The 23584-nt window shown below is 37.8% G+C and carries 19 protein-coding genes; 9 read left to right on the forward strand and 10 right to left on the reverse strand.

Annotation, left to right across the window (positions count from 1 at the left end; all coding sequences use genetic code 11):
• Positions 1-13: 13 nt before the first annotated feature.
• From NZD88_RS03190 to NZD88_RS03200, 3 genes are all read right to left on the reverse strand, one after another.
• Positions 14-1225 (reverse strand): ATP-grasp domain-containing protein, encoded by a 1212-nt coding sequence (locus tag NZD88_RS03190; protein WP_259827371.1) that lies wholly within the window; start codon positions 1223-1225, stop codon positions 14-16.
• A 140-nt stretch (positions 1226-1365) separates the two neighbouring features.
• Complete coding sequence (locus NZD88_RS03195; RefSeq protein WP_259827372.1) at positions 1366-2781, reverse strand: leucyl aminopeptidase family protein; 1416 nt, start codon at positions 2779-2781, stop codon at positions 1366-1368.
• A 4-nt stretch (positions 2782-2785) separates the two neighbouring features.
• Positions 2786-3907 carry an alpha/beta hydrolase-fold protein gene (locus NZD88_RS03200; RefSeq protein WP_259827373.1) on the reverse strand — a complete coding sequence of 374 codons (1122 nt, stop codon included), beginning with the start codon at positions 3905-3907 and terminating at the stop codon, positions 2786-2788.
• A 203-nt stretch (positions 3908-4110) separates the two neighbouring features.
• Between NZD88_RS03200 and glgB the strand changes: the two genes are divergently transcribed.
• Genes glgB through NZD88_RS03220 form a run of 4 tightly spaced genes read left to right on the forward strand, consistent with a single transcriptional unit; the run spans position 4111 to position 9343 of the window.
• A complete protein-coding gene (gene glgB, locus NZD88_RS03205) occupies positions 4111-6057 on the forward strand; it encodes a 1,4-alpha-glucan branching protein GlgB (RefSeq protein ID WP_259827374.1) in 1947 nt (648 codons plus the stop codon).
• A 55-nt stretch (positions 6058-6112) separates the two neighbouring features.
• Positions 6113-7519, forward strand: coding sequence for a glycogen synthase (locus tag NZD88_RS03210; RefSeq protein ID WP_259827375.1), 1407 nt, complete (start codon positions 6113-6115; stop codon positions 7517-7519).
• Between the two features lie 4 nt (positions 7520-7523).
• Complete coding sequence (locus NZD88_RS03215) at positions 7524-8060, forward strand: FEKKY domain-containing protein (RefSeq protein WP_259827377.1); 537 nt, start codon at positions 7524-7526, stop codon at positions 8058-8060.
• A gap of 14 nt (positions 8061-8074) precedes the next feature.
• The gene (locus tag NZD88_RS03220) at positions 8075-9343 is read left to right on the forward strand and encodes a glucose-1-phosphate adenylyltransferase (protein ID WP_259827378.1); all 1269 of its coding nucleotides are present in this window, start codon (positions 8075-8077) and stop codon (positions 9341-9343) included.
• Between the two features lie 73 nt (positions 9344-9416).
• Here NZD88_RS03220 and NZD88_RS03225 read toward each other — a convergent pair whose 3' ends face one another.
• Positions 9417-10877 (reverse strand): S41 family peptidase, encoded by a 1461-nt coding sequence (locus NZD88_RS03225; RefSeq protein ID WP_259827380.1) that lies wholly within the window; start codon positions 10875-10877, stop codon positions 9417-9419.
• 267 nt (positions 10878-11144) lie between these two features.
• Here NZD88_RS03225 and NZD88_RS03230 point away from each other — a divergent pair, with 267 nt between their 5' ends.
• The 4 genes from NZD88_RS03230 (at position 11145) to apaG (ending at position 16869) form a co-directional block, all read left to right on the forward strand.
• A complete protein-coding gene (locus NZD88_RS03230; RefSeq protein ID WP_259827382.1) occupies positions 11145-12161 on the forward strand; it encodes an SRPBCC domain-containing protein in 1017 nt (338 codons plus the stop codon).
• 124 nt (positions 12162-12285) lie between these two features.
• Entirely contained in the window at positions 12286-15102 is a 2817-nt protein-coding gene (locus tag NZD88_RS03235; protein WP_259827383.1) for a 2-oxoglutarate dehydrogenase E1 component, read from the forward strand.
• Positions 15103-15142: 40 nt separating this feature from the next.
• The gene (gene odhB / locus NZD88_RS03240; RefSeq protein WP_259827385.1) at positions 15143-16399 is read left to right on the forward strand and encodes a 2-oxoglutarate dehydrogenase complex dihydrolipoyllysine-residue succinyltransferase; all 1257 of its coding nucleotides are present in this window, start codon (positions 15143-15145) and stop codon (positions 16397-16399) included.
• An 80-nt stretch (positions 16400-16479) separates the two neighbouring features.
• Positions 16480-16869, forward strand: coding sequence for a Co2+/Mg2+ efflux protein ApaG (gene apaG, locus NZD88_RS03245; RefSeq protein WP_259827387.1), 390 nt, complete (start codon positions 16480-16482; stop codon positions 16867-16869).
• On the opposite strand, the gene NZD88_RS21320 is transcribed toward apaG, so the two are convergent.
• The 4 genes from NZD88_RS21320 to NZD88_RS03260 all read right to left on the reverse strand — a co-directional run bounded on the left by NZD88_RS21320 (position 16866) and on the right by NZD88_RS03260 (position 19835).
• A complete protein-coding gene (locus tag NZD88_RS21320) occupies positions 16866-17030 on the reverse strand; it encodes a T9SS type A sorting domain-containing protein (protein WP_423738653.1) in 165 nt (54 codons plus the stop codon). The genes apaG and NZD88_RS21320 overlap by 4 nt on opposite strands.
• 101 nt (positions 17031-17131) lie before the next feature.
• Positions 17132-17689, reverse strand: coding sequence for a 3'-5' exonuclease (locus tag NZD88_RS03250; RefSeq protein ID WP_259827388.1), 558 nt, complete (start codon positions 17687-17689; stop codon positions 17132-17134).
• A 278-nt stretch (positions 17690-17967) separates the two neighbouring features.
• A complete protein-coding gene (locus tag NZD88_RS03255) occupies positions 17968-18945 on the reverse strand; it encodes a glycosyltransferase family 2 protein (protein WP_259827390.1) in 978 nt (325 codons plus the stop codon).
• A gap of 5 nt (positions 18946-18950) precedes the next feature.
• Positions 18951-19835 carry a lysophospholipid acyltransferase family protein gene (locus NZD88_RS03260; RefSeq protein WP_169234702.1) on the reverse strand — a complete coding sequence of 295 codons (885 nt, stop codon included), beginning with the start codon at positions 19833-19835 and terminating at the stop codon, positions 18951-18953.
• A 79-nt stretch (positions 19836-19914) separates the two neighbouring features.
• On the opposite strand from NZD88_RS03260, the gene NZD88_RS03265 reads away from it, so the two are divergent.
• Positions 19915-20487: a thioredoxin family protein gene (locus NZD88_RS03265; RefSeq protein WP_259827392.1), complete on the forward strand. Its 573-nt coding sequence runs from the start codon at positions 19915-19917 to the stop codon at positions 20485-20487.
• A 33-nt stretch (positions 20488-20520) separates the two neighbouring features.
• Here the strand turns inward: NZD88_RS03265 and NZD88_RS03270 are convergent, their stop codons facing one another.
• The gene (locus NZD88_RS03270) at positions 20521-21882 is read right to left on the reverse strand and encodes an aldehyde dehydrogenase (protein WP_259827393.1); all 1362 of its coding nucleotides are present in this window, start codon (positions 21880-21882) and stop codon (positions 20521-20523) included.
• Between the two features lie 43 nt (positions 21883-21925).
• A complete protein-coding gene (locus NZD88_RS03275) occupies positions 21926-23488 on the reverse strand; it encodes an MFS transporter (RefSeq protein ID WP_259827395.1) in 1563 nt (520 codons plus the stop codon).
• Positions 23489-23584 lie beyond the last annotated feature (96 nt).

The raw sequence follows: 23584 nt of genomic DNA on the forward strand, positions 1-23584 counted from the left end.
GATTATAATGTGTTTAGCTTGTCAGTTTACTTTTAGGCGGCAGAATATTCAGCATTTCTGCCTGAATTTTTTCTGCAGCACTGTCTAACCTTTCCTGTATAATATCCGGATCACTGGATTTGTAGACAATTCCAACGTGATGATCGATCGGAAGGAACTTTATAGCCTCTTCACTTTCAAATACACTGTAATCTGGATGTTTGTCCTTGATCAGGGCAACGATCAATCCTGAATAGTACCCTGTAGGTTTTGAGGCCTGGTAGCTGTTTCCACGCAGCAGGGCATCTTCAATTTTTGCCCATTCGCGCCAGATATTAATATTGCTTGAAGCTTCAACAAGATCGGGAATGTGTGCACCACCAACTCTGGAAGAGGTTTCAAGAAAATACCATTTTCCATCAGCTTTTCCCCGGATAAATTCAGTGTGGGTAGCTCCGTTGAGAAGTCCAAAACTGGAAAGAACCTTTGCATTGACCTCATCAAGCGCTTTAAATTCCTCAGAATATCTTCCCAATGTTTTCGATCTGAACACGCCACCTTCATGAGAAACCTGCATAGGTGGGGCCAGATATTTGGAAGCAGAGGTAAATACAATTTCTTTATTAAAAGTCAGGCTGTCTACATGGTAAACATCTCCCGGCTTAAAGCTTTCGAGTAAAAAAAGATGCCGCTCCTCTCCAAGCGCATCCAGTTCAGCCCAAAGCTCATCTTTGGATGAAAACTTTTTAATGCCCGATGCGGATGCTTCCGAACGTGGTTTTAATACCCACGGGGCAGGAACCTTTTCTGTAAAGCTGTTGACTTCATCATTATTGAAGACGGCCGTAAACTCCGGAACACTAATTTCTGAATCTTTTGCTTTCTGACGCATGGCCAGCTTATCTCTGAAATACCTGTGTGTAGTTTGACCCATTCCGGGAATACGGAATGTCTCTCTGATCAATGCGGCTTTTTCTACATCATAATCATCAAGTGCCACTACGGCATGTATTTTCCGGGTTTTCATCAGATGCGAAAACCCTTGCACAAGATGCTCTAGATTCCAGACAGAAGGCTTCAGCTCAGTCATGTAAAAGACCTCGTCAATCGCATGCCAGGGCCAGTTTTTTTCTTTAAGACTCTCTGATGTTACTAAGATGATTTTGTTACCGAGCTTCTTCATTTCATCCATGAAGTCATAGCCCTTATAATAGCACGAAATACATACTATGATTTTCTCCTCCATATAATGTTTTTTTATTTTTAGTAAATTATCAAAGATAAAAGTAAATTTCTGTTGATTAATTAATGTTAAAAGTAGAAATAAACTGCGTTTTTGAAAACATACAATCAAGTATACAGAGAAATTTTGAAAAAAACTAATTTTTAGTGATAATTTTCAATTAAATCAGCCAGTAATTGTACCCCAAAGCCGGTTGCAGCTTTTTCCTTTGCGTATCCCGTATTTCCGAAGGCAACGCCTGCAATATCCAGATGCGCCCATTTAGGATGGTTTTCAATAAACTGTTCCAAAAATTTAGCAGCCACAATACAGTCTCCAATCGGTTTCATTGAGATGTTTTTAAGATCAGCAACGTCAGACTGGATATCATCTTTCCAGACATCCCAAAGAGGCAGATTCCATACCCTTTGATTGGTCATATCTCCGGTTTTTATCAGAAGGTTTTTAAGTTCATCATTATTGGAAAACATTGCACCACAAGTATCTCCAAACATTCGGACGGAGCTTCCCGTCAATGTAGCAAGATCAATAAGGAAATCTGTTTTATAGTTTTTGGACAGATAAGAAAGTCCGTCTGCAAGGATCATTCTACCTTCTGCATCTGTATTCAGAACTTCAATAGTTTTCCCGTTATAAGCTGTAATAACGTCGCTTGGAAGGAAAGCGTTTTCAGAAATAGCATTGTCTGTGATAGGAAGTACCACAACGATATTCACCGGAAGTTTCATTTCTGCAGCATAGATCAGTGTTCCTATAACTGCAGTAGCCCCACCCATATCAGACTTCATATAGTGCATGTTGTCCGGGTTCTTCAGAGAGATACCTCCTGTGTCAAAAAGGACGCATTTTCCTACCAGGCCAAATGTTTTGGCGTTTTTAACGGTAGTTTTGTATTCTATGATTGTGAAAGCAGCATCATAAGCACTTCCTTGATTGACAGATAAGTAAGCGCCAAGGCCCAGTTCCTCACATTTTTTCCTATTGAATGCCGTGTATTTTAAATCGTATTTCTTTGCTAAATTTTTAAGATACAGACTTAAAATATCCGGTTTTTTAAGGTTGGCAGGTTTGTTCAGCCATTCCTGGCAGGCCGTTTGTCCGTTGGCCAGTGCTTCAGCTTTTGAACCTATCGCATCTAATTTTTTCTGGCTTAAATTTTCGAAATGAATTTCAAATTTGGCGTTCCAGAATGCATGTTTTTTATCAAAAGGGTAACTGTATGTTCCTAAAAGTAAACCTTTGACAAACTCCTCAAATTGTTTTTCTTTCAGGAAATCTGCCAAAACAAGGGTAGGAGCGGCCTGAAGCTTTTCTTTCTGCGTTTGAGAGAATTTAACAGCTACCTGCTGGATTTCGAAATTCTGAAGCGTAGATTTTCCTAAACCGATCAGATAAGTAATACTTTGGGCATCCGTATGAATGAATACCTCATTTTTCTTTCCGGAGAAAAAAGAAGCAACATTTTTATTGTAATTTTTGCTGGATTTTGTCCATTCTTCTTCCGTAAAAAGCTGAAAGATCTGGGTGTAGTTTTTATTTTTTTTGTTGATTAATTTCATAAACTTAATTTTTAATGCTCTGTTGTTGTGGTTTTACTTCTACCGGGTTTTCTATGTTGTCATAGAACAGCCATTCAATGGCTCTCGGGAACTCCTGTGACCAGTAAAATTCACTGTGGGTTCCTTCCGGATTGATACTGGTTTTAAATTCAAAATCAAAAAGATTCTTCTTTTCCCAACGTTTTAAATATTCTTCAAAAACATGGATTCTTTTTACCATTTTAGAACCTTCCTGACCGCCACCGTAGAGGTAGATCTTTGTTTTAAAAGGAACTCTGAAGTTCATCATCGGAAAATTATTATTAGGCTCCACCCAAAGGGAAGGGGAGAAAATCAGCAGTTTAGAATAAACCTCCGGATAGAGGAATCCACTGTAAATACTTATCAAAGCGCCCAAAGAGCTGCCTCCGATTCCTGTATTGTCACGATCTTTCTTGGTACGGTAATGTTCATCCACAAAAGGCTTCAGTGTGTCTGTAATGAAGCGGATGTATTTTTTGCCCTCCGATCCGTTGGCCACATTGTCGTTGTCAAAGATATATTCCTTGATGCGTTCTTCGCTACCATGTTCTATGGCAATAATAATAACGTCACCACGGCCGTATTCCGCAAGGATAGATAGTTTTTTATCGATTTCCCAGTTTCCGTAGCCGCTTCCTTCGTTGAATAGGTTTTGGGCGTCTTGAAGATAAAGTACGGGGTAGCTTTTATCTGCTATGTAATAATCATACGGCAACACGGCCCAGACTTTACGGTAGCGGTCGAGCTGGGGAATATAGAATTCGTCAGAAATAACTTCTGCAATCGGGAAAAATTCTTTTTTGAAAGGGCCCCAGTTGAGCCTCCATTTTTCAATGATATCTGATGTTTTCCCCTTTGCTTTTTCAGCCTTACGGTTGGGTGTGATATTTCCGTACTTATCGAGCTCCACGTTTTCCCAGCCTCCCTTTGTGAATTTGTACTCCACGGTATCGGGAAGGATTCCACTGTCGATTTCTATGAAATAATTGTTCGGATCCAGCTGTTTAAGCTGATAATTGGAGTCTCTGGGATTCCAGTTGTTAAAATTTCCGGTGATGTATACCGTTCTGTCGTCGCTTTCTTCGCTATAAAGTTCAAACCTCATCCTATGTGTTTAATATAAATTGGTAGCTAAATTTATAAAAAAGATTGTTTTAAAATCATAAAAAAATGAATGTAAAAAATAATATATTTGATTAATGTGCCAAAAAGGTAGTAATTAACATAATAATTATTTGATTAATTATTAACCATTATTGCAGGGAATTTTCGTAGTTTCAAAGAAAAATAAAGTACAATAATATCTTGATGAATTCTGTTAAAACCTATACACTGTTTACGGACCATGATGTCTACCTTTTCAAAGAAGGAAGACATTATAAGCTGTATGGGAAATTTGGTGCACATTCTGTTGAAAAAGACGGTGTAAAAGGCGTCTATTTTTCGGTGTGGGCTCCCTATGCAAAAAAAGTTTCCGTCATAGGGAATTTCAATAACTGGAATCATCAGGATCATATTCTCTTTCCCCGATGGGACGGATCCGGGATTTGGGAAGGTTTTATTACCGGACTCACCTGGGGTACTTTATATAAATACGCTATAGAAACGGCCAGAGGCGAAATTCTTGAGAAGAGTGATCCTTACGCGTTGAGCTGGGAGCAAAATTTGCAGGCAGCCTCACTGGTTTCCACGACTTGGTATGAATGGAGTGATGAAGAGTGGATGGAAAAGCGATGGAAAAATAACAGTCTGGATGCCCCGATATCTGTTTACGAACTTCATTTAGGTTCATGGGTAAGACAGGGTGATGCTCCCGATAAATATCTCAATTACCGGGATATTGCTGAAAAATTAGTTCCTTATGCTAAGGAAATGGGCTTTACCCATGTAGAATTTATGCCTGTTATGGAATATCCGTATGATCCGAGCTGGGGATACCAGATTACGGGGTTCTATGCCGCTACTTCCCGTTTTGGATCTCCGCAGGATCTGATGTTTCTGATTGATCAGCTTCATAAAAATGACATTGGGGTTATTTTGGATTGGGTACCTTCCCATTTTCCTGGAGATGCCAACGGACTTCACCGTTTTGATGGTTCTTACCTTTATGAACATGAAGATCCGAGGAAAGGCTTTCATCCCGACTGGAAATCCTATATTTTCAACTATGGCAGGAATGAAGTTAAATCTTTTCTGATCTCCAATGCGATGTTCTGGCTGGAACGGTATCATGCCGACGGACTTCGTGTAGATGCCGTTACATCAATGCTTCACCTGGATTATTCAAGGAATGAAGGGGAGTGGGAACCTAATGTAGAAGGTGGAAATGTAAACCTTGAAGCCAAAGCTTTTCTTCAGGAATTTAATACAGCGGTTTATAAAGAATTTGGAGATAGTATCATTACGATTGCTGAAGAAAGTTCAGATTTTCCTTTGCTTACCAAACCTGTTCATGACGGGGGAGTAGGTTTCGGAATGAAATGGATGATGGGATGGATGCATGATACGCTGGATTATTTTAAAGAAGCTCCTGAAAACAGGAAATACCATCACCATAAAATTACATTTGCCTCCGTGTACATGTATAATGAAAATTATATGATGCCATTGTCACATGATGAAGTGGTTCACGGAAAAGCAAGTTTAATCTATAAAATGCCGGGTGATGAATGGCAGAAATTCGCCAATCTCCGAGCGCTCTACGTATATATGTATACCCATCCGGGCGCTAAACTCCTCTTTATGGGAGATGAATTTGCGCAAACTGGTGAATGGAATTTCACCCGCAGCCTGGACTGGCACCTCCTGGAGTATCCGGTTCATAAAGGAATACAAAGCCTCATAAAAGATTTGAATCATCTTTATCGTGATGAATCTGCTTTCTATGAAAATCAGTTTAATAAGAGCGGTTTTGAGTGGGTAGAAGCTGATGATCTCGAGAATTCTGTCTATGTTTATCTGAGAAAAGGTAAAAAAAGAGATGATGTTTTGATGGTGGTTTTGAATCTTACCCCACAGGTTTTAGAATATAAAATTGGAGTCAATGCAGGAACCCATTGGGAAGTTATTCTCAATTCTGATGACAACAAATACAATGGAAGCGGTACAGATGCAGATATTTTGAGTGAAAAACATGAAGAATGGATGGGGCATCCAAAATCCATTACCATAAAACTTCCTCCACTGGCGGGAATTATTCTAAGACAGAAAAAGGATAAAAAGTATAAATTACACAGAATAAAGCATAAGAAATAAATCATAATGCTGCTGAGGACAAAAAAACGGACGAAATACAAATGACATTGAAATTATGGTAATATATCACTTAAGTACAGAATGTTATCCAATCGCCAAAGTAGGCGGTTTGGCAGATGTTGTGGGGGCACTGCCGAAATATCAGAATAAAATAAAGGGAATAGACGCTAAGGTGGTGATGCCCTGGTATAACAAACCTTTTGTTCATGATCATAAATTTGACATTGTTTTTGATGGTTTTATCCATCAGGGACCGGATATGCTGCAGGTTCAGGTGATGAAGGAGAAATCGGATGTTTTGGGATTTGAATTGTATATGGTGAAAATTCCGGGACTTTTGGACAGGGAAAATCCTTATGGTTATCAGGACGAGAGCTTTCAGTTTATTGCTTTTCAACATGGTGTACTTCATTGGCTGAGCGCTATGAAGATCCGTCCGGATGTATTACACTGTCATGATTACCATACAGGGCTGGTGCCTTTTATGACCCAGCACTGCCCAGAATTTGCATTTTTAAAGGGAGTAAAAACAATAGGGACAATCCATAACGGAGAATATCAGGGGATGATGAGCTGGAATATGGCGAATTATATGCCGTCTTTTGATTCTTACAAATGGGGGCTGATGGATTGGAACGGTTTTATCAATCCACTGGCGAGTATGATCAAATGTTCCCATGCCTTTACAACAGTTTCTGAGGGATATCTGGAAGAACTTTTTATCAGCTTCAGAGGATTGGAAAGTTTGGTACGCGAAGAATTCGGAAAAGCATACGGAATCATCAATGGCATTGATACAGAAATTTGGGATCCTGAAACAGATCCGATGCTGGATTTCAATTTTAATATTAAAAATGCGGTTGCCCAAAAGAAGAAAAATAAAGAAAAACTCTGCAAAGAATATGGTCTGAAGCCCGAACTTCCATTGTTTGCTTTTATCGGAAGATTTGCTACGGAAAAAGGAGCAGATTTCCTGCCAGATGTGGTATGGAAGAGTATAAAACAAAGCTATGGAGCATTAAATATTATGATTTTGGGTTCAGGAAACAACTATATTGAAAATAAGCTCAAAGAATATGAGCATACCTATACCAATTTTGCCCTGGATCTGGGGTATAAAGAGCATCTTTCCCATAAGATCTACGCTTCGGCAGACTTTCTGCTGATGCCATCAAGAGTAGAGCCTTGCGGACTGAACCAGATGTATTCTATGCGATATGGTACTGTGCCGGTCGTAAGATATACCGGGGGCCTCAGAGATACAGTGGAGGATATTTCCACGGGAGGCGCAGGTCTTAATTTTACTTATCCGGGTGTAGATGATATTGTTCATGCGATGAACAGGGCGCTGGGAATTTATAATCAGAAAGGTGTGATGAAAGAACTTATTCATGCCAACATGAATTTTGATTTTGCATGGGAGAAATCTGCAGAAAAATATATAGCTTTATACAATAACTGATGTGATGAAGGTTTCCTGTTTTCTTTTTATCATCATGATCCTGCTTTCTTCATGTAAAGAAGATGAGGGAAGTTACCATGGCGGATATTACTGGGTTTATGGAGCAGGCCTTAAAGATATGGATAGAAGTGAAGCTGTAGAAGGTATTTCTGAAAAATGGAAAATTAAATCTATAGATGCTGGAGGCTGTACTATTGATGGTGATATCACAAATAAAATAAAGGCAGCCAATAAGAAAACGTTTGCTGCAATAGAGAAAGAATACGGAAAACATTGGATGGCAGCTTATGATAAAGACCTGCATGATTTTGCCATGAAAAAGATAGAGGTCATGGATGTTCTGATCACGAATAAATTGTTCAGAGAAGAGCTTAAAAAGCATTACATTGAGGTCTATAATGTAGACAAAGAAGTGTTTGAACTTAATAATGAAGGTGAATTTAAAGTCATTGTGTATAATAATGAACTCAAATACGAAAATAAAGAGTGCTTTAGATTAGCAGTAAACACTAAGAATAGAACAGTAAATTTAATTCAATAAAACGCAAGATACCTATGAAACGAAATGTAATCTCCATTGTTTTGGGAGGCGGCAGAGGGACAAGATTATTCCCGTTAACATATTCAAGATCAAAACCGGCAGTTCCTATTGCAGGAAAATACAGGTTGGTAGATATTCCTATTTCAAACTGTCTGAATTCGGGACTGAATAAGATCCTGGTTTTAACACAGTTCAATTCAGCTTCCTTAAATTCACATATCAAGAATTCTTATCACTTTGACATTTTCAGCAAAGGATTTGTAGATATTCTTGCTGCCGAGCAGAATGTAGAAAACGAAAGCTGGTACCAGGGAACAGCCGATGCAGTCCGCCAGTCGATGAAGCACCTTGAAAAGTATGATTATGACTATATTCTGATCCTTTCCGGCGATCAACTTTATCAGATGGATTTCAGGGAAATGCTGGATTTTCACATTGAAAACGGAGGCGATGTGACGATTGCCACCATTCCTGTGGTTGCTAAAGATGCTACAGGATTCGGAATTTTAAAGTCTGATGATGACGGTAACATCACCTCTTTCTATGAAAAACCTGAATATGAGATTCTGGAAGGCTTAAAATCTGAAGTTTCGGAAGAAAATAAACATAAAGGAAAAGAATATCTGGCTTCGATGGGGATTTATATTTTCACGAAAAGTATTCTTAAAAAAATGTTTGAAGATGGAGCAGGAGATGATTTCGGAAAAGATATTATTCCAAATTCTATTGGGAAGTATACAACGTTAAGCTATCAGTTTGAAGGATATTGGACGGATATTGGAACCATCGAATCTTTTTATGAAGCCAATATAGATCTCTGCCAGGATTTCCCTCAGTTTAATTTATTTTCATCTTCGCCAATTTATACAAGAGCGAGAATGCTTCCGCCGTCAAAAATCAATGGCTCTTATGTAAGTAAAGCCGTTTTCGGTGACGGATGTATTATTATGGCTGATAAAATTGAAAATTCCGTGATTGGAAACAGAACCAGGATAGATAAAGGAAGTACCATCGTGAATTCTTACGTAATGGGTGCTGATTTTTACCAGAATACAACAGAAATTGTTCTTAACGACAGAAAAGGCCGTCCAAACATGGGCATCGGAAAATATTGTTATATCGAAAAAGCAATTTTAGATAAAAACTGCTATATCGGAGATAATGTAAGAATTATTGGCGGAAAACATCTGCAGGATGGCGACTTTGGAACACATTCTATTCAGGACGGAATTGTAGTGGTGAAAAAAGATGCCGTGATCCTTCCGGGAACTCATATAGGTTGATAAAAAAATACCCAAAATAAAAAGAGGAGACCAGCAAAGGTTTCCTCTTTTTGTAGATATAAATATCGATCTTTTATTGAGAAAGCAGGTTTAAGGAATATTCCAATTCCGGATCTTTATGTTCCTTTAATGATTTTAAAAAAAAGTCGGTTTTAACAGTGTAATCAGGGATTACACCTGTACATTTGGCAACATTTTCTTTATCATGATTATTAAAGAAAATTTCCGTCCTTGGAATGGAAAGAATAGACTTAGTATGAGGCAGCCTGTAAGTGAGAAACCATGCAGCAGTAGTAAAATTACTGCAAGAACCGGTTTCTTTTCCTACAATTTCTCCTCTTTTTTCACTTTTGAATAAAGACGCAAAATAAGTGGCAGCAGAGAAGGTACGGTTGTTGGTCAGCAATATAGTCTTGCCATCAAAAAACAATCCGTCTCTTGGATAGCTTTTTATATAAGTGTCGTCTAGCCTTGAATTTCCAAAATAATAATCGCCTTTCTCTGCTTTGTCAAAGCGTTGTCTCATAAAATTATTTTGATCTGCAATGTCTTTATCCGAATAATAGCGGTTGGTCTGGGGATCTACCAAATAATCGGTATAATTAATGTCAACAACTTTAGTTCCGTATTTATACTCGTTATTAAAGTTTTTCTCTTTGGCTATAAAAGAATATAATAAAGCTACATTGCTGATAGCCCCACCTGAATTGTTACGGATATCTATGATAAGTTTTTTAGATTTCAGATTTTTTATGTCCTGGAAATATTTTTTTAATCTTTCGTAGAAAAAACTTTCATCGTAAGAGAAGGATTTTACGGATAAATAATATGTTTCTGCATCTATTTTATACCCATAAATCCCGTAGCTTTCTGAAACTAAGTCAATAGGTAATACAGCATGTTTAGTTTCGTAATAATACTGAGGGTATTTTATGCCATTTACTTTCGCTGTTTTTTGTTCTCCATTTAAAGCTTTATATTTTAAAGTAAAATCATGGGGGCTGTTTTTTAAAATAAAAGGGATATTGAAAGGGATATCCAGATCTTCCACTTTAATATTTCCGTCTGCAGCTTTGGGGATTTTTTTCAGAATAGTATCTGCACTTAAACCATTAATTTCAAGGATCTGACTGCCTGTTTCAATAGCGTATTTGTTGGCTCCGTTCACATATATGTTACCATTATGGACATACGTTGAAAGAGGAAAATAGTAGGTAGAATGTATAACATCTTCAAAATAGTTGGGATCAGTACCAAAAGAACTGTGACCATCACCAATTATTCTTGTAGGGTTGTTAATAAGCAAATTGATATAGCCGGGATTTTTTTTAATTTCATTACGGAGAGAATCCAGTTTCCTGATAATAGCTTCTTTGCCGTGAAATCTGTAAGGGTTAGGATGTTGTTTTTGAATGATATCCACTGCAATATCGAAGTCTTTGAGATAACCATCTTCAGGGATTTCTGAAATTGAATACTGAGAAAAGCCCATTGAAAAAAGTAAAATCAAAGGAAATACAAATAACTTCTTCATAGAAAAATATTTAATTTTAGGCTTTTTCACTCATCAAAAAATAGACCATTTTTCTGTTATTTAAAAGTGGAGTTATTTTTATAAAATAATATATTTATAATTAAAATTTCCAATTATAATGAGCTTTTTTTAAGAGTAGGAGGTGAGATAATTCACTTTTTTATTTTGCTCTTTTTGGGAAATTAAATTTTTAAGAATAACTAAGATATTGGTTACTTTTTTTATTTGTCTTACTTTTGTGTAATGCGTTTTTTTAAAATAACAGCCGTGATTCTTGTTTTACTGGTAGGAGCTTATGCTGCTTCCATGTATTATTTTGTAGATGAAAACAAGGATTTTAAGATAGAAAAAGAGATTGATTATCCCGTAGATAAAGTCTTTTCCCAGTTCAATAATCTCCAGCACTTTACCCGCTGGAACAATTTTTTCACAAGTTCCCAGTCTATTGATATCGATTATTACACTCCCTATGAAGGACAGGGCGGTGCAATCAGTTATGTAGATCCGAAAAACGATACAGACGGTGAAATGTTTATCCGTTATGAAAATCCACAAAAGAGTCTGCGATATCAGCTTTTTGAGGATAGAAACGAGAATCCTACGGTAGTTGATGTTCAGTTTAAAGCGGTTTCTGCGGGAAAAACAAAGATCACCTGGATGGTACATACGCCAAAACTTTCGGTATTGAGAAGAGTTGAAAACTTCTGGACCGAAGACCGGTTTGCTGAAAATATTAACAAAAGCATGATCAACCTGAAAAATGTGCTGGGCAATAAAGTAGAAAAAGATAACCAGATGGCTTCCATTAAGTATGACAGTCTGATGGTAGAAAATGAAGAAGACAAGCTTCTGTTGGGGATCAACGTAAGTACATCCAACAAAAAGGAGACTCTTTATAAAAATATTGTCATGAATTATAGTAAAATTTATAACTATGTGACAATGGATCTGGGTAAAAGAGACGATGAATTTGGCTTTCCTGTGTTGATTACTGATGCAGATAATTACAAAGATAAAGAGGTTTCTTACTTTCTGGGAATTCCACTTTCCAAGAAGATTGGAGTAACAGATAATAATTTTAATTTCCGCACCATCAATGCTTCTCAAAACTATGTGATGTACTACAAAGGAAATTATGAAGGCAGAATAAAGGCGGTTCAGCAGCTGATTCAGAAGGCCAAAAAAGACGAGATGCGCTTCGGAGATGTCCGTCAGACCTTTATTGAACGTCCGGTCGAAGGGCAGGAGGTAAACATGAAGCTCTCATTATCAGTGTTTAAGTAATTTTTTTTAAGTAATTTTTTTCTTAATTTTTTTTAACGGTCTCAGACTGTCTTAACTCGGTTTTTTTTATTAAATTTGAAGATTAATTCTACAAATAAATTTTAATAATAGATAAACTGTAATAATGGACAGATTTTCATTCCTAAACGCAGCTCATTCTCAGTTAATTGAGGATTTATACCAACAGTACTTAAAATTCCCGGATTCTTTGGAGCCATCATGGAAAGCCTTTTTTCAAGGCTTCGATTTTGCTTTGGAGAACTATGGAGATGATGATAGCATTCAATACATCCAGGCTCCGGCCAATGCTGCTCCGGCAGTACAGCAGATCTCTCAGGCAGTATCCAGCGGAGAAGTTCCTGAGCACATCAAAAAAGAGTTCAAGGTAGTAAACCTTATTGAGGCTTACAGAACGAGAGGGCACTTGTTCACAAAAACAAACCCAGTTAGAGAAAGAAGACACTATACGCCTACTTTAGACATCGAGAACTTCGGTCTTAGCAAGGAGGATTTAAATACAAAATTCAACTGTGCTGTTGAAACAGGTATGAAAGAGCCTGCAACACTACAGGACCTGATCAAGCATTTGGAAAGTATCTACTGCGATTCTATCGGGGTAGAATACACGTATATCAACAATGTTGAAGAAAAAGATTTCATCAAGAAATGGCTTCAGGTGAACGAAAATCACCCAAGTCTTTCTGCAAATGAAAAAACTGAAATTTTACTAAAATTAAATCAGGCAGTCGCTTTTGAAAACTATCTTCACACCAAATTCGTAGGACAGAAAAGATTCTCCCTTGAAGGTGGGGAAACATTGATTCCTGCATTGGATCAGTTGATCTCAAGATCTTCTCAATTAGGAGTAGATGAAGTGGTTCTTGGAATGGCTCACAGAGGAAGACTGAACGTGTTATCAAACATTTTTGGGAAATCTTACAAGCAGATCTTCTCAGAATTTGAAGGGAAAGAATTCGAAGAAGATGTATTCTCCGGTGATGTTAAATACCACTTGGGATCATCCAAAAAAGTAAAAACAGCTTCAGGAGAAGAAGTAGCGATCAACCTTACACCGAATCCATCTCACCTGGAAACCGTAGCAGCTCTTGTAGAAGGGATTTGCCGTGCGAAGATAGATGATAAATACAAAGGAGACGGTTCTAAGATCCTTCCTATCGTGATCCACGGTGACGGAGCTATTGCAGGTCAGGGAATTGCTTACGAGGTGGCTCAGATGATGACGCTGGAAGGATATAAGACAGGAGGAACTGTTCATATCGTTGTTAACAACCAGGTTTCATTTACCACTAATTATGCAGATGCAAGATCTTCAACCTACTGTACAGATATTGCGAAAGTAACGGAATCTCCGGTAATGCACGTTAATGCTGACGATGCTGAAGCGGTAGTTCACGCAATGCATTTTGCAGCAGATTTCAGAGCGAAGTTTGGTAAGGATGTTTATATCGATTTATTAGGATACAGAAAATATGGACATAACGAAGGTGATGAGCCTAGATTTACACAGCCTAATTTGTACAAATTAATTTCAAAACACCCGAATCCAAGAGAAATTTATAAAGATAAATTACTTAAGGACAGCATTACTTCCAACGATGTGATCGCAAAAATGGAATCAGATTTCAAAGCGCTTTTAGATAAAGACTTTGATGCTTCCAAAGAGATCGAGAAAAATGCAATGGACCTGTTCATGGCAGATGACTGGATCAATTATCCTATCGGAAAAAGAGGAGCTGTTCAGATTCCTGTAGATACAAAATATGACTTGGAAAAGCTTAAAGAACTGGCGATTAAAATGTCGTCTCTTCCAGCTGACAAAAATTTCATCAATAAAATTACAAGACTGTTTGATAACCGTGTTAAGGCTATCGAAGGAAATTCATTAGACTGGGCTCTGGGAGAGTGGTTGGCATATGCTACACTTCTTGTGGAAGGCCATAATGTAAGAATTTCCGGAGAAGATGTTGAAAGAGGAACATTCTCTCACAGACATGCGGTGGTAAAAACTGAAGATACTGAAGAAGAATATATCCCGTTAAGACACGTATCAGAAAGCAGATTTGATGTATTCAACTCTCACCTTTCAGAATACGGAGTTTTAGGTTTCGACTACGGATATGCAATGGTTTCTCCTAATACATTAACGATCTGGGAAGCTCAGTTCGGAGACTTTGTAAACGGTGCTCAGATCATCGTTGACCAGTATCTGGCTGCAGCAGAAGAAAAATGGAAGATCCAGGACGGACTGGTGATGTTATTGCCTCACGGTTCAGAAGGTCAGGGAGCAGAACACTCTTCAGCAAGATTAGAAAGATTCTTAACGCTTTGTGCGAACGAAAATATGGTGGTAGCCAATATCACTTCACCTGCCAACTATTTCCACTTACTAAGAAGACAGCTTAAATGGTCATTCAGAAAACCATTGATTGTGATGAGCCCTAAATCTTTATTGAGACACCCGAAAGTGGTTTCCCCATTAGAAGATTTTGCAAACGGTTCATTCCAGCCAATATTGGATGATCCTACGGCAGATCCTAAAAAAGTTGAAAAATTAGTATTGTGTTCAGGTAAATTATACTTCGAATTATTAGCGAAGAAAGAAGAACTGAACTGTGAAAATATTGCATTGGTAAGATTGGAGCAGCTATATCCGCTTCAGGCAGATGCAATAGATGCTATCTTCAGCAAATATGACAACAGAACACAATTGGTTTGGGCTCAGGAAGAACCGGAAAATATGGGAGCTTGGTCTTATATCCTGAGAAACTTCAGAGATACAGGAATCCAGGTAGTCTCTCCGGTACCAAGTGGTGCTCCGGCTCCGGGAAGTCACAAAATGTTTGAGAAAAACCAAAATGCAGTGATCAACAGAGTTTTCGATAGAGATGATGCTCCTGCAAAAAGACCCGTTACAGCGTAATTAAGAATAATACCCAATTAAAAAATAAAAAATACTCAATATGTCAGTTTTAGAAATGAAAGTTCCTTCACCGGGAGAATCCATTACAGAAGTTGAAATTGCAACTTGGCTTGTGAAAGATGGTGATTATGTAGAAAAAGATCAGCCCATCGCAGAAGTAGACTCAGATAAAGCAACTCTTGAATTACCAGCTGAACAAAGCGGTGTAATTACATTAAAAGCAGAAGAGGGTGATGTAGTACAGGTTGGTCAGGTAGTTTGTTTAATTGATGTGGATGCTCCAAAACCTGCAGGCGGAAGTGCTCCAGCTGCGGAAGCTCCAAAACAGGAAGAGGCTCCAAAAGCTGCTGAACCAGCAAAACAGGAAACTCCAAAACCAGCTGCTCCGGTATCTGCTCCACAAACTTATGCAACGGGAGCTCCATCTCCTGCAGCTAAAAAGATCCTTGACGAGAAAGGGATTCAGGCAGGACAGGTTTCAGGAAGCGGAAGAGACGGAAGAGTCACTAAAACTGATGCAGAATTAGCTGCAGTTCCTGCTTTAGGAGGAACTCCTGCAACTGCAACCGGTGCACGTACAACGACGACGACTAAACTTTCAGTTCTAAGAAGAAAAATCGCTTCAAGATTGGTTTCTGTAAAGAACGAAACAGCGATGTTGACGACTTTCAACGAAGTTGATATGTCTGAAATTTTCAGATTAAGAAAATTATATAAAGAAGAATTTGCTCAGAAACATGGAGTTGGACTAGGATTTATGTCTTTCTTTACAAAAGCGGTTACAAGAGCTTTACAAATGTATCCTGATGTGAATGCATCTATCGACGGAGATTTCAAAATCAATTATGACTTCTGCGATATTTCAATTGCCGTTTCAGGCCCTAAAGGATTAATGGTTCCGGTATTGAGAAATGCTGAAAACATGTCTTTCAGTGGAGTTGAAGCAAATATCAAAGATCTTGCTACCAAAGTAAGAGACGGTAAAATTACTGTTGATGAAATGACGGGAGGTACATTTACCATTACCAATGGTGGTACTTTCGGATCTATGTTATCTACACCTATTATCAACCCGCCACAATCTGCTATCTTAGGAATGCACAATATTATCCAGAGACCGGTAGCTGTTGACGGACAGGTAGTAATCAGACCAATGATGTACGTGGCGATGTCTTATGACCACAGAATTATCGATGGAAAAGAGTCTGTAGGATTCCTTGTAGCGGTAAAAGAAGGTATCGACAACCCTGTTGAAATATTAATGGGAGGTGACGAAAGAAAAGGCCTTGGATTATAGATTTTAATACAATTATACTATAACTTACAATCTCGCCTTAAAAAAGGCGAGATTTTTGTATTTGTTAAAGAAATACTAAGATGATGTTCTCAAAAATGACTTCCAATATCAAAGTTTCAGTATTACCTGAATATGATAGTAAAAACAGTTATCCATCTGAAAACCGTTACGTCTTCAAGTATAATATTACAATAGAAAATGACGGCAGTTTTCCTATTAAAGTAATTAAAAGAAAATGGCTGATCTTCGACGTAGGTTTTGGATACACTGAGATTATAGGTGATGGAGTAATTGGATTAACACCAGAGATTCCAACAGGCGAAAATTTCGCTTACTTCTCCAATGTAATGCTTCGGTCCGGTGTAGGAAATATGAGCGGAAAATACCTTGTTAAAAACATGGACACACAGGAAACCTTTGAGATAGACATTCCGAAGTTTAATCTGTTGTCCGAAGTTTTAAGCAATTAGTATGATTCCTTGATGAATTGATGTCTGCTTAGACCTTGTTGAGATTTGATTTCTAAGAAATATCTTCCTTTTGACAGGCTCGAAACGTCTATTTTGGAATTAGCAGAATTTTGCTGAACGAGTTTTCCTTCAGAACCGTAAATGCTTTGTCCATTCGAGATGTTCTAGGCCTTTAATTTAAAGGAAACCGCTCTCAACAGGGTTAGGTTAGGGTGTTTATTAATGATTATAGTCGGGGGTAAAAACTTTTTACATTTTAAGGTTATAGTTTCTTAACGTATTTACTTAAAAAGGAATCATGTATTTCTTCATTTTGAGTGATGATTAACTTTTCAAAAGCCAACAGAGCGATTTTTGCACAAGCTTCTGCGTCATCTCCGGCCCGGTGATGATTCAGACTGATCTGATGGTGTTCAGCCAGATGTTTTAGTCCGTATTTAGGAAGATAGTTCCATGATTTTTTGGCCAGCTGAATGCTGCAAAGGTAATTCAGTTTTGGGGTAAACATTCCGTAATGTTCAAAACACCCTCTTAAAACACCAGCATCAAAACTGGCATTATGGGCAATCATCAGCGATCCGTACATCATTTCTTCAGCTTCATACCAGATCTCATCAAAAGTAGGGGCGTCCTTTACATCTTCGGGTTTTATCCCATGAACATCAATATTGAATCTGCTGAAATAAGGAAAACTCGGTGGTTTTATAAGCCAGGTCTTGGTTTCAACGATTTTGGAGTCCTGAACAATACAGATACCCATTTCACAGGCCGAATTTTTTTCGTGAGTGGCTGTTTCAAAATCTATTGCGCAAAAATCCATTTTTTTTAAGTGATAAATTAAGAGTTATGAATGATGAATGTCCTGATACTGCCTGAAAATAGCAGAAATCGATGATTTACAGTTTGAAATTTAAAGGGTAGAATTTAAAATTATTAAAGTGTAAGTTATACATTTTTTCCGAAATCAGAACATCCCATAATTTTAAACTACTTTGTCTGTTTGTTCGGTGAAAAATAGTCTACTTTAGAGAAAAGCCAGCGCTTATTTTTATCAAAGTTAAACCTTATCCCGGAACAGGTTTCAGGATTACAAAACTGTTATTTGCCTCCTAAAAAATGTTTAAAAATCAACCATTTTGATTGGTAGAATTCACTTTTTTGGTGGTTCTGACGCAGTTTCCATGTTCCAGGAAGTTGGGCATAAAATCCAAAATGTGCTCGTACAACCGCCCAAAGATGGGGGAACCCATTTTTTAATCCAAAATAAATTCCTGCAATTCCATCCAAACAAAGCCTGAAGAATATCAGTCCTACCAGTTGGGGAAATGGGAGATTTTTCAGCATCATCGAAAGATTATTTCTGATGTTTAAATAAGTTTTCTGTGCGCTCTGTTTGTTCAGTGTTCCACCGCCTACGTGGTAGACTTTTGATTTTCCGGTATAGAAAATTTTCTTTCCTGAATTAATAAGTCTCCAGCAAAGATCAATTTCTTCCTGATGGGCAAAAAACCTTTCATCGAAACCATTTTGTTCCCAAAAATCTTTTGAACGCACAAAAAAGCAACACCCCGAAGCCCAGAAGATTTCCGTTTCGTCATTGTATTGTCCTTTGTCTTCCTCCACATCATCAAAAACACGTCCGCGGCAGTACGGATAGCCCAGATTATCTATAAGACCTCCTGCGGCACCTGCAAATTCAAAGTGATTTTTATGGTTGAAAGATAAAATTTTAGGTTGAATAGCGGCTATGGAAGGGTCTTTTTCAAAGAGGTCTATAACGGGATTTATCCAGTTTTCGGTAACTTCCACATCAGAGTTCAGAAGACAGTAATATTCGTTCTTTATTTCCTTTAAACCTTCATTATATCCGCCTGCAAAACCATAGTTTTTATCGTTTCTAATGATTTTTACGGATGGAAATTGAGTTTTTGTAAATGCTATAGAATCATCGGTAGAAAGATTGTCAATGACATAAATATCAGCATTCTGAGAAAAGCTGACTACGCTTGGAAGAAATTTTTCGAGCCAGTTTTTACCGTTCCAGTTTAAAATAACAACTGCTAAATTTTTAGGCATGAGAATTATATTTTTTCAGCATCAAACGTTTTAATGGAATCCTGATATTTCCACTTTCTGTGCGACCATAGGTAGTTGTCCGGATGTTTGTGTAACGTGTTTTCAAGAAGCTTATGAAATTTTCTTACGACTTCATGCTCTGTAAACTTTTCACCGTCAGGATAAATTCTATGATAATTCACCTGATAATAGCCTCGTTTTACTTTTTTCATTTCACAATAAATAAAAGCAAGGTCCATTCTGGTGGCCAGTTTATCATATCCGATAAATGCAGGCGTTTTCTGGTTTAAAAATTCTAATCCATAGTTCACATGGGCTACATGTGGAGTTTGGTCTGCAACAAACATATAAGCTGATTCGCCGTCATTTTTAGACCTGAAGATATTCTTGATCACTTCATTGGCCTCCAGTGCTTCATTTCCAAACTTATTTCTCACTTTCTTCATCTGATTTTCCCAGAAATCGCTGTTTACCTTTCTGTAGACCGGGTGACAGTGTTTTTGAGGAATAATCCTGGCGAAAGCATTCATCCACTCCCAATTAAAGACGTGTCCGGCAAGCATAATAATATTTTTGCCTTCAGCTTTAGCTTCGTGAAACACATCCTGGTTGATGTGCTGCATTCTGACTCTGGCCTCCGTCTCGGAAATACTGAAAGATTTAATGGTTTCTACCAGATAATCTGAGAAATTTTCATAAAATTTCTTTCTTATAATGGCAATTTCTTCTTCTGACTTTTCAGGAAAAGAGTTTCGTAGATTTTGGGTGATCACGTTCTTTCTATATCCTACCAAATAATAATTTAGAAAGAAAATAACATCCGAAAAAATGTATAATACTTTAAGCGGAAGTTTAGAAATGAAATATAATATTTTGATTAAGAAATTCATAAAACATGCAAATTTAGTGATAAAAAAAATATGGTTCTATTTTTGCTTGTAATAAGTATTATTTTTTTATTTTTATGTTATGAAAAAATTGTCGATCATAGCCTTTCTTGGATTAAGCGTCCTTGCTTTTTCTCAGGATACCAAAAATCAACCGGAAGCACGAAAGCAGGATAATGCACTTCTGGTAAAAGCTGATCATGCAGAGCTTGATGCGAAAAAGAAAGCAGGTGAGGAAAAGGCAAAACTTCCCAAGCCTTACGACCCTAAAGCAAATGCAGAGGCTGATATTAAAAAGCTGGTTGCCCAGGCTAAAAAAGAAGGAAAAAACATTATCATCCAGGCTGGTGGAAACTGGTGTATTTGGTGTCTCCGTTTTAATAATTTTGTCCAAAATACTCCCGAACTAAAGGAAACTGTAGATAAGAACTATCTGTATTATCACCTGAACTATTCTCCGGAAAATAAGAACGAAAAAGTTTTTGCCCAATATGTTGATATCAAAGAAAAGCTGGGTTACCCGTTTTTCATTGTTTTAGATAAAAATGGTAAAGTGGTTCATGTCTTAAAAGACAGTTCCGTTCTTGAAGAAGGAAAAGGATACAGTAAAGAAAAAGTAAAAGAGTTCTTTGATCAATGGGCTCCTAAGTCATAAAGTTAAAACCGGGAAATTTTCCCGGTTTTTTATTTACAACAGCTTCCTGATCCAGCTTAATTTCTTTTCCGTGTAGGGAGGATATTTAATGCTCGGTTCGCCCCAGGTTGCTTTTTCGAGAATAGATTTCTGATGCGAAAAGGCTTCAAAACCATACTTTCCATGATAATTTCCGATACCGGAGTTTCCAACACCTCCAAAGGGCAGCCGGTCATTGCCTAAATGCATGATCACATCATTGATACACCCGCCACCAAAAGAAATTTTAGACTTAAAAGCTTCTTTTTCCTCTGAATTCCGGGTGAAAAGGTAAGCGGCAAGCGGTTTTTCCAACTCCAAAATGGTTGTAAGCACCAGATTAAAGTTCGTAAAACTAATGACAGGCAGTATTGGTCCGAAAATCTCTTCCTGCATCACATCATCTTCCCAATTGATATTATTTAAAAGAGTAGGCTCTATATACAGCTTTTCTGTGTCGGAATTCCCTCCGAAATAGAGTTTGTCTTCAGGAATAAGCTTGACCAACCGATCAAAATTTCTCCGGTTGATAATTCTTGTGTACTGTTCGGCATCCTGCCCGTATTGAAATTCTGTGATATACTTTCTCAACATTTCCAGAAACTGCTCATGGATGGATTCTTCAACGAGCAGGTAGTCAGGTGCCACGCAGGTTTGTCCGGCATTGAGAAATTTGCCCCATACAATTCTTTTGGCGGCAACTTCAAGGTCAGCATCTTTGGTTACAATCGCAGGAGATTTTCCACCTAATTCGAGGACTACAGGAGTTAGATGTTCTGCAGCGGCTTTATAGACAATCTTTCCAACTTTAGTACTTCCGGTAAAGAATATCTTGTCAAATTTCAACATTAAAAGTGCTGTGGTTTCATCAATACCGCCTTCGTAAACATATAGATATTCAGGAGGAAAATTTTCATTGATGAGTTTTGCCATTGTTTTCATTGTATTTTCAGCAATTTCACTCGGTTTTAAAATACAGCAGTTTCCTGCAGCCAATGCAGCAATCATAGGAGAGAGTGATAATTGGTAAGGATAATTCCATGCACCAATAACCAAAACACAGCCCAAAGGTTCAGGATGAATACTGCTTTTTCCGATCTGATTGGCTAGGTTGGTCGTTACCTTTTTAGGTTTTGAAAGTGAATTCAGATTCTTGAGATAATAATCAATATCATTAAGAACAAAGGAGAGTTCCGTGGTAAAAGTATCAAACTTTGACTTGCCAAAATCCTTGTGAATGGCTTCACATAAAAGATCTTCATTGTTGATAATGATATCCCGAAGTTTTTCAAGATACATTTTCCTGAACTTGATGTTCTTCGTTTGCTGGGTGTTGAAAAAAGCTTTCTGATTCGATACGACTTCCTGAATTTCCATACAATCAAATTTCAGAAATTACAGCAAATTTCCGGCCTAAAAATCACATAATATTTCTCACTGCAATTTTCACAGGATGATAGAGCAGTAAAGCGAATGCCGTGATCAAAGCCAGCCAGAACAGTCCGGTAAAAATTTCCATATTGGAAAGAAGGATCGATTGGGCGGTTATTTTGGCTTTAAATGCCCCGGCAGTCATAGATAAAGATTCATTTACAGGGAGTTTAGACAGATTAGCACCAAATAACTGGCTCCATTGGCTGTAGAAAACAGGATTGGTATCGGTCAGGTTAAAGCTTAAAGTATCAGCATGCTTTAACGTTAAAAACAGCATCAGATTCTGCATTAATGCATACCCAGTCGCGGTAGTCCAGAAACGGGTTGTTGTTCCTAAAGCCGTCGCGTTGGCCACGTATTGCTCCGGCATTCCTGAAATTAAAAAGAAAACCAAAGGCGTGAACAATAATCCCTGTGCAATTCCCTGCAGAAATAGGGGTGGACAAATCGTGGAAAGGGTAGTGTCAGGATAAAAAGTATAGGTAAACCACGCGCAATCTACAGCCAGCAGCAGAAATCCGGTAAAGAAAACAATTCTTGAGGAAACGCCCCGCATCAGGCATATTCCTGATAAAACCACCCCCAATAAAGTTCCTGCTACATTCCAGTATTGAATGTTGACAATATAATCCCAAGGCCATTTCCATACAGTAGCCATAATGCTGTAGACATTATTCAGCCCGGAGCGGATCAGGTAAAAAATAAAAAACAGGATCATTCCGGCAATGACATTCTTTGAACTAAACACTTCAAAATGAAAGATCGGTCTTTTGGAATTTCTCTGTTTAAGCATAAACAGCCCTCCTGAAATCAGGAATATGAACAAACACATGATCATCGTGTCAGACTCAAACCACATCAGTCTTTTACCATAAATAATAGCATATCCTCCCGACTGCAGGCAAGCCCATAACAGGAACCAGCTCGTAATATCCAACTGGTAAAGGGGCATTTTAGGGAAAAATCTGTTGGTATTGAAAAGAGCAATGCCAATGATCAGGACAAAAATGTGAAAATACACCATCATTAAAATCATATGCTGGAAATTATAATTTTCAATGCTGGATTTCAGTAAGGAAGTTGTAATTGTTCCGCCCGTCAGCATGATGGTGTACATCAAGAGATAGGCTATGACCTTAGCATGTTTCGTTTTTAATTCGGCGATGATCAACGGTAGAAAGATGGCGCCTTCCATCAATCCGAAAATGCCTTCCAGAAACCGGATAATCAGGATGACCTGATAATTGTTGGTGACGGACAAAGCGTATAAAATGATTACAGAAACGGACGACATCAGCAAGATATAATATTTCACACTGAAGTAAGACATAAATCTCTGTAAAACTAAAAGGGTGACTACAAATGTCCCATACATCAGAATCATTAAATATTGAATGTCATCTGAATCTACATCCATAAAAGAAGAGGTAAATGCACTGTTGGAATGTAAAATGGACAACAGCATCAAATGGGGAAACAGGGCGAGTACCAAAAGAGGCAGTTTCAGCCATTGGGGCACCCATTGATGATAAACGGTATTATGCTGCATGAGGATGTGTTAATATGATGACTTGATGATGCTATAAAGCAGGTAGATAAATTTATGAATTGGCCTTCTTGAATTTTTCCGAAAAAAAAGCGAAAA

It is taken from the genome of Chryseobacterium pyrolae (genome assembly GCF_025153485.1).
Taxonomy (GTDB): domain Bacteria; phylum Bacteroidota; class Bacteroidia; order Flavobacteriales; family Weeksellaceae; genus Chryseobacterium; species Chryseobacterium antibioticum.

Bases quoted from the DNA above. Each gene is read 5' to 3' on its own strand.
- NZD88_RS03270 (WP_259827393.1), bottom strand. From the start codon at position 21,882: ATGGAAATTCAGGAAGTCGTATCGAATCAGAAAGCTTTTTTCAACACC.
- NZD88_RS03215 (WP_259827377.1), top strand. From the start codon at position 7,524: ATGAAGGTTTCCTGTTTTCTTTTTATCATCATGATCCTGCTTTCTTCA.
- glgB (WP_259827374.1), top strand. From the start codon at position 4,111: ATGAATTCTGTTAAAACCTATACACTGTTTACGGACCATGATGTCTAC.
- NZD88_RS03250 (WP_259827388.1), bottom strand. From the start codon at position 17,689: ATGGATTTTTGCGCAATAGATTTTGAAACAGCCACTCACGAAAAAAAT.
- NZD88_RS03190 (WP_259827371.1), bottom strand. From the start codon at position 1,225: ATGGAGGAGAAAATCATAGTATGTATTTCGTGCTATTATAAGGGCTAT.
- NZD88_RS03200 (WP_259827373.1), bottom strand. From the start codon at position 3,907: ATGAGGTTTGAACTTTATAGCGAAGAAAGCGACGACAGAACGGTATAC.
- apaG (WP_259827387.1), top strand. From the start codon at position 16,480: ATGATGTTCTCAAAAATGACTTCCAATATCAAAGTTTCAGTATTACCT.
- NZD88_RS03210 (WP_259827375.1), top strand. From the start codon at position 6,113: ATGGTAATATATCACTTAAGTACAGAATGTTATCCAATCGCCAAAGTA.
- NZD88_RS03255 (WP_259827390.1), bottom strand. From the start codon at position 18,945: ATGCCTAAAAATTTAGCAGTTGTTATTTTAAACTGGAACGGTAAAAAC.
- NZD88_RS03265 (WP_259827392.1), top strand. From the start codon at position 19,915: ATGAAAAAATTGTCGATCATAGCCTTTCTTGGATTAAGCGTCCTTGCT.
- NZD88_RS03260 (WP_169234702.1), bottom strand. From the start codon at position 19,835: ATGAATTTCTTAATCAAAATATTATATTTCATTTCTAAACTTCCGCTT.
- NZD88_RS03225 (WP_259827380.1), bottom strand. From the start codon at position 10,877: ATGAAGAAGTTATTTGTATTTCCTTTGATTTTACTTTTTTCAATGGGC.
- NZD88_RS03220 (WP_259827378.1), top strand. From the start codon at position 8,075: ATGAAACGAAATGTAATCTCCATTGTTTTGGGAGGCGGCAGAGGGACA.
- NZD88_RS03195 (WP_259827372.1), bottom strand. From the start codon at position 2,781: ATGAAATTAATCAACAAAAAAAATAAAAACTACACCCAGATCTTTCAG.
- NZD88_RS03235 (WP_259827383.1), top strand. From the start codon at position 12,286: ATGGACAGATTTTCATTCCTAAACGCAGCTCATTCTCAGTTAATTGAG.
- odhB (WP_259827385.1), top strand. From the start codon at position 15,143: ATGTCAGTTTTAGAAATGAAAGTTCCTTCACCGGGAGAATCCATTACA.
- NZD88_RS03275 (WP_259827395.1), bottom strand. From the start codon at position 23,488: ATGCAGCATAATACCGTTTATCATCAATGGGTGCCCCAATGGCTGAAA.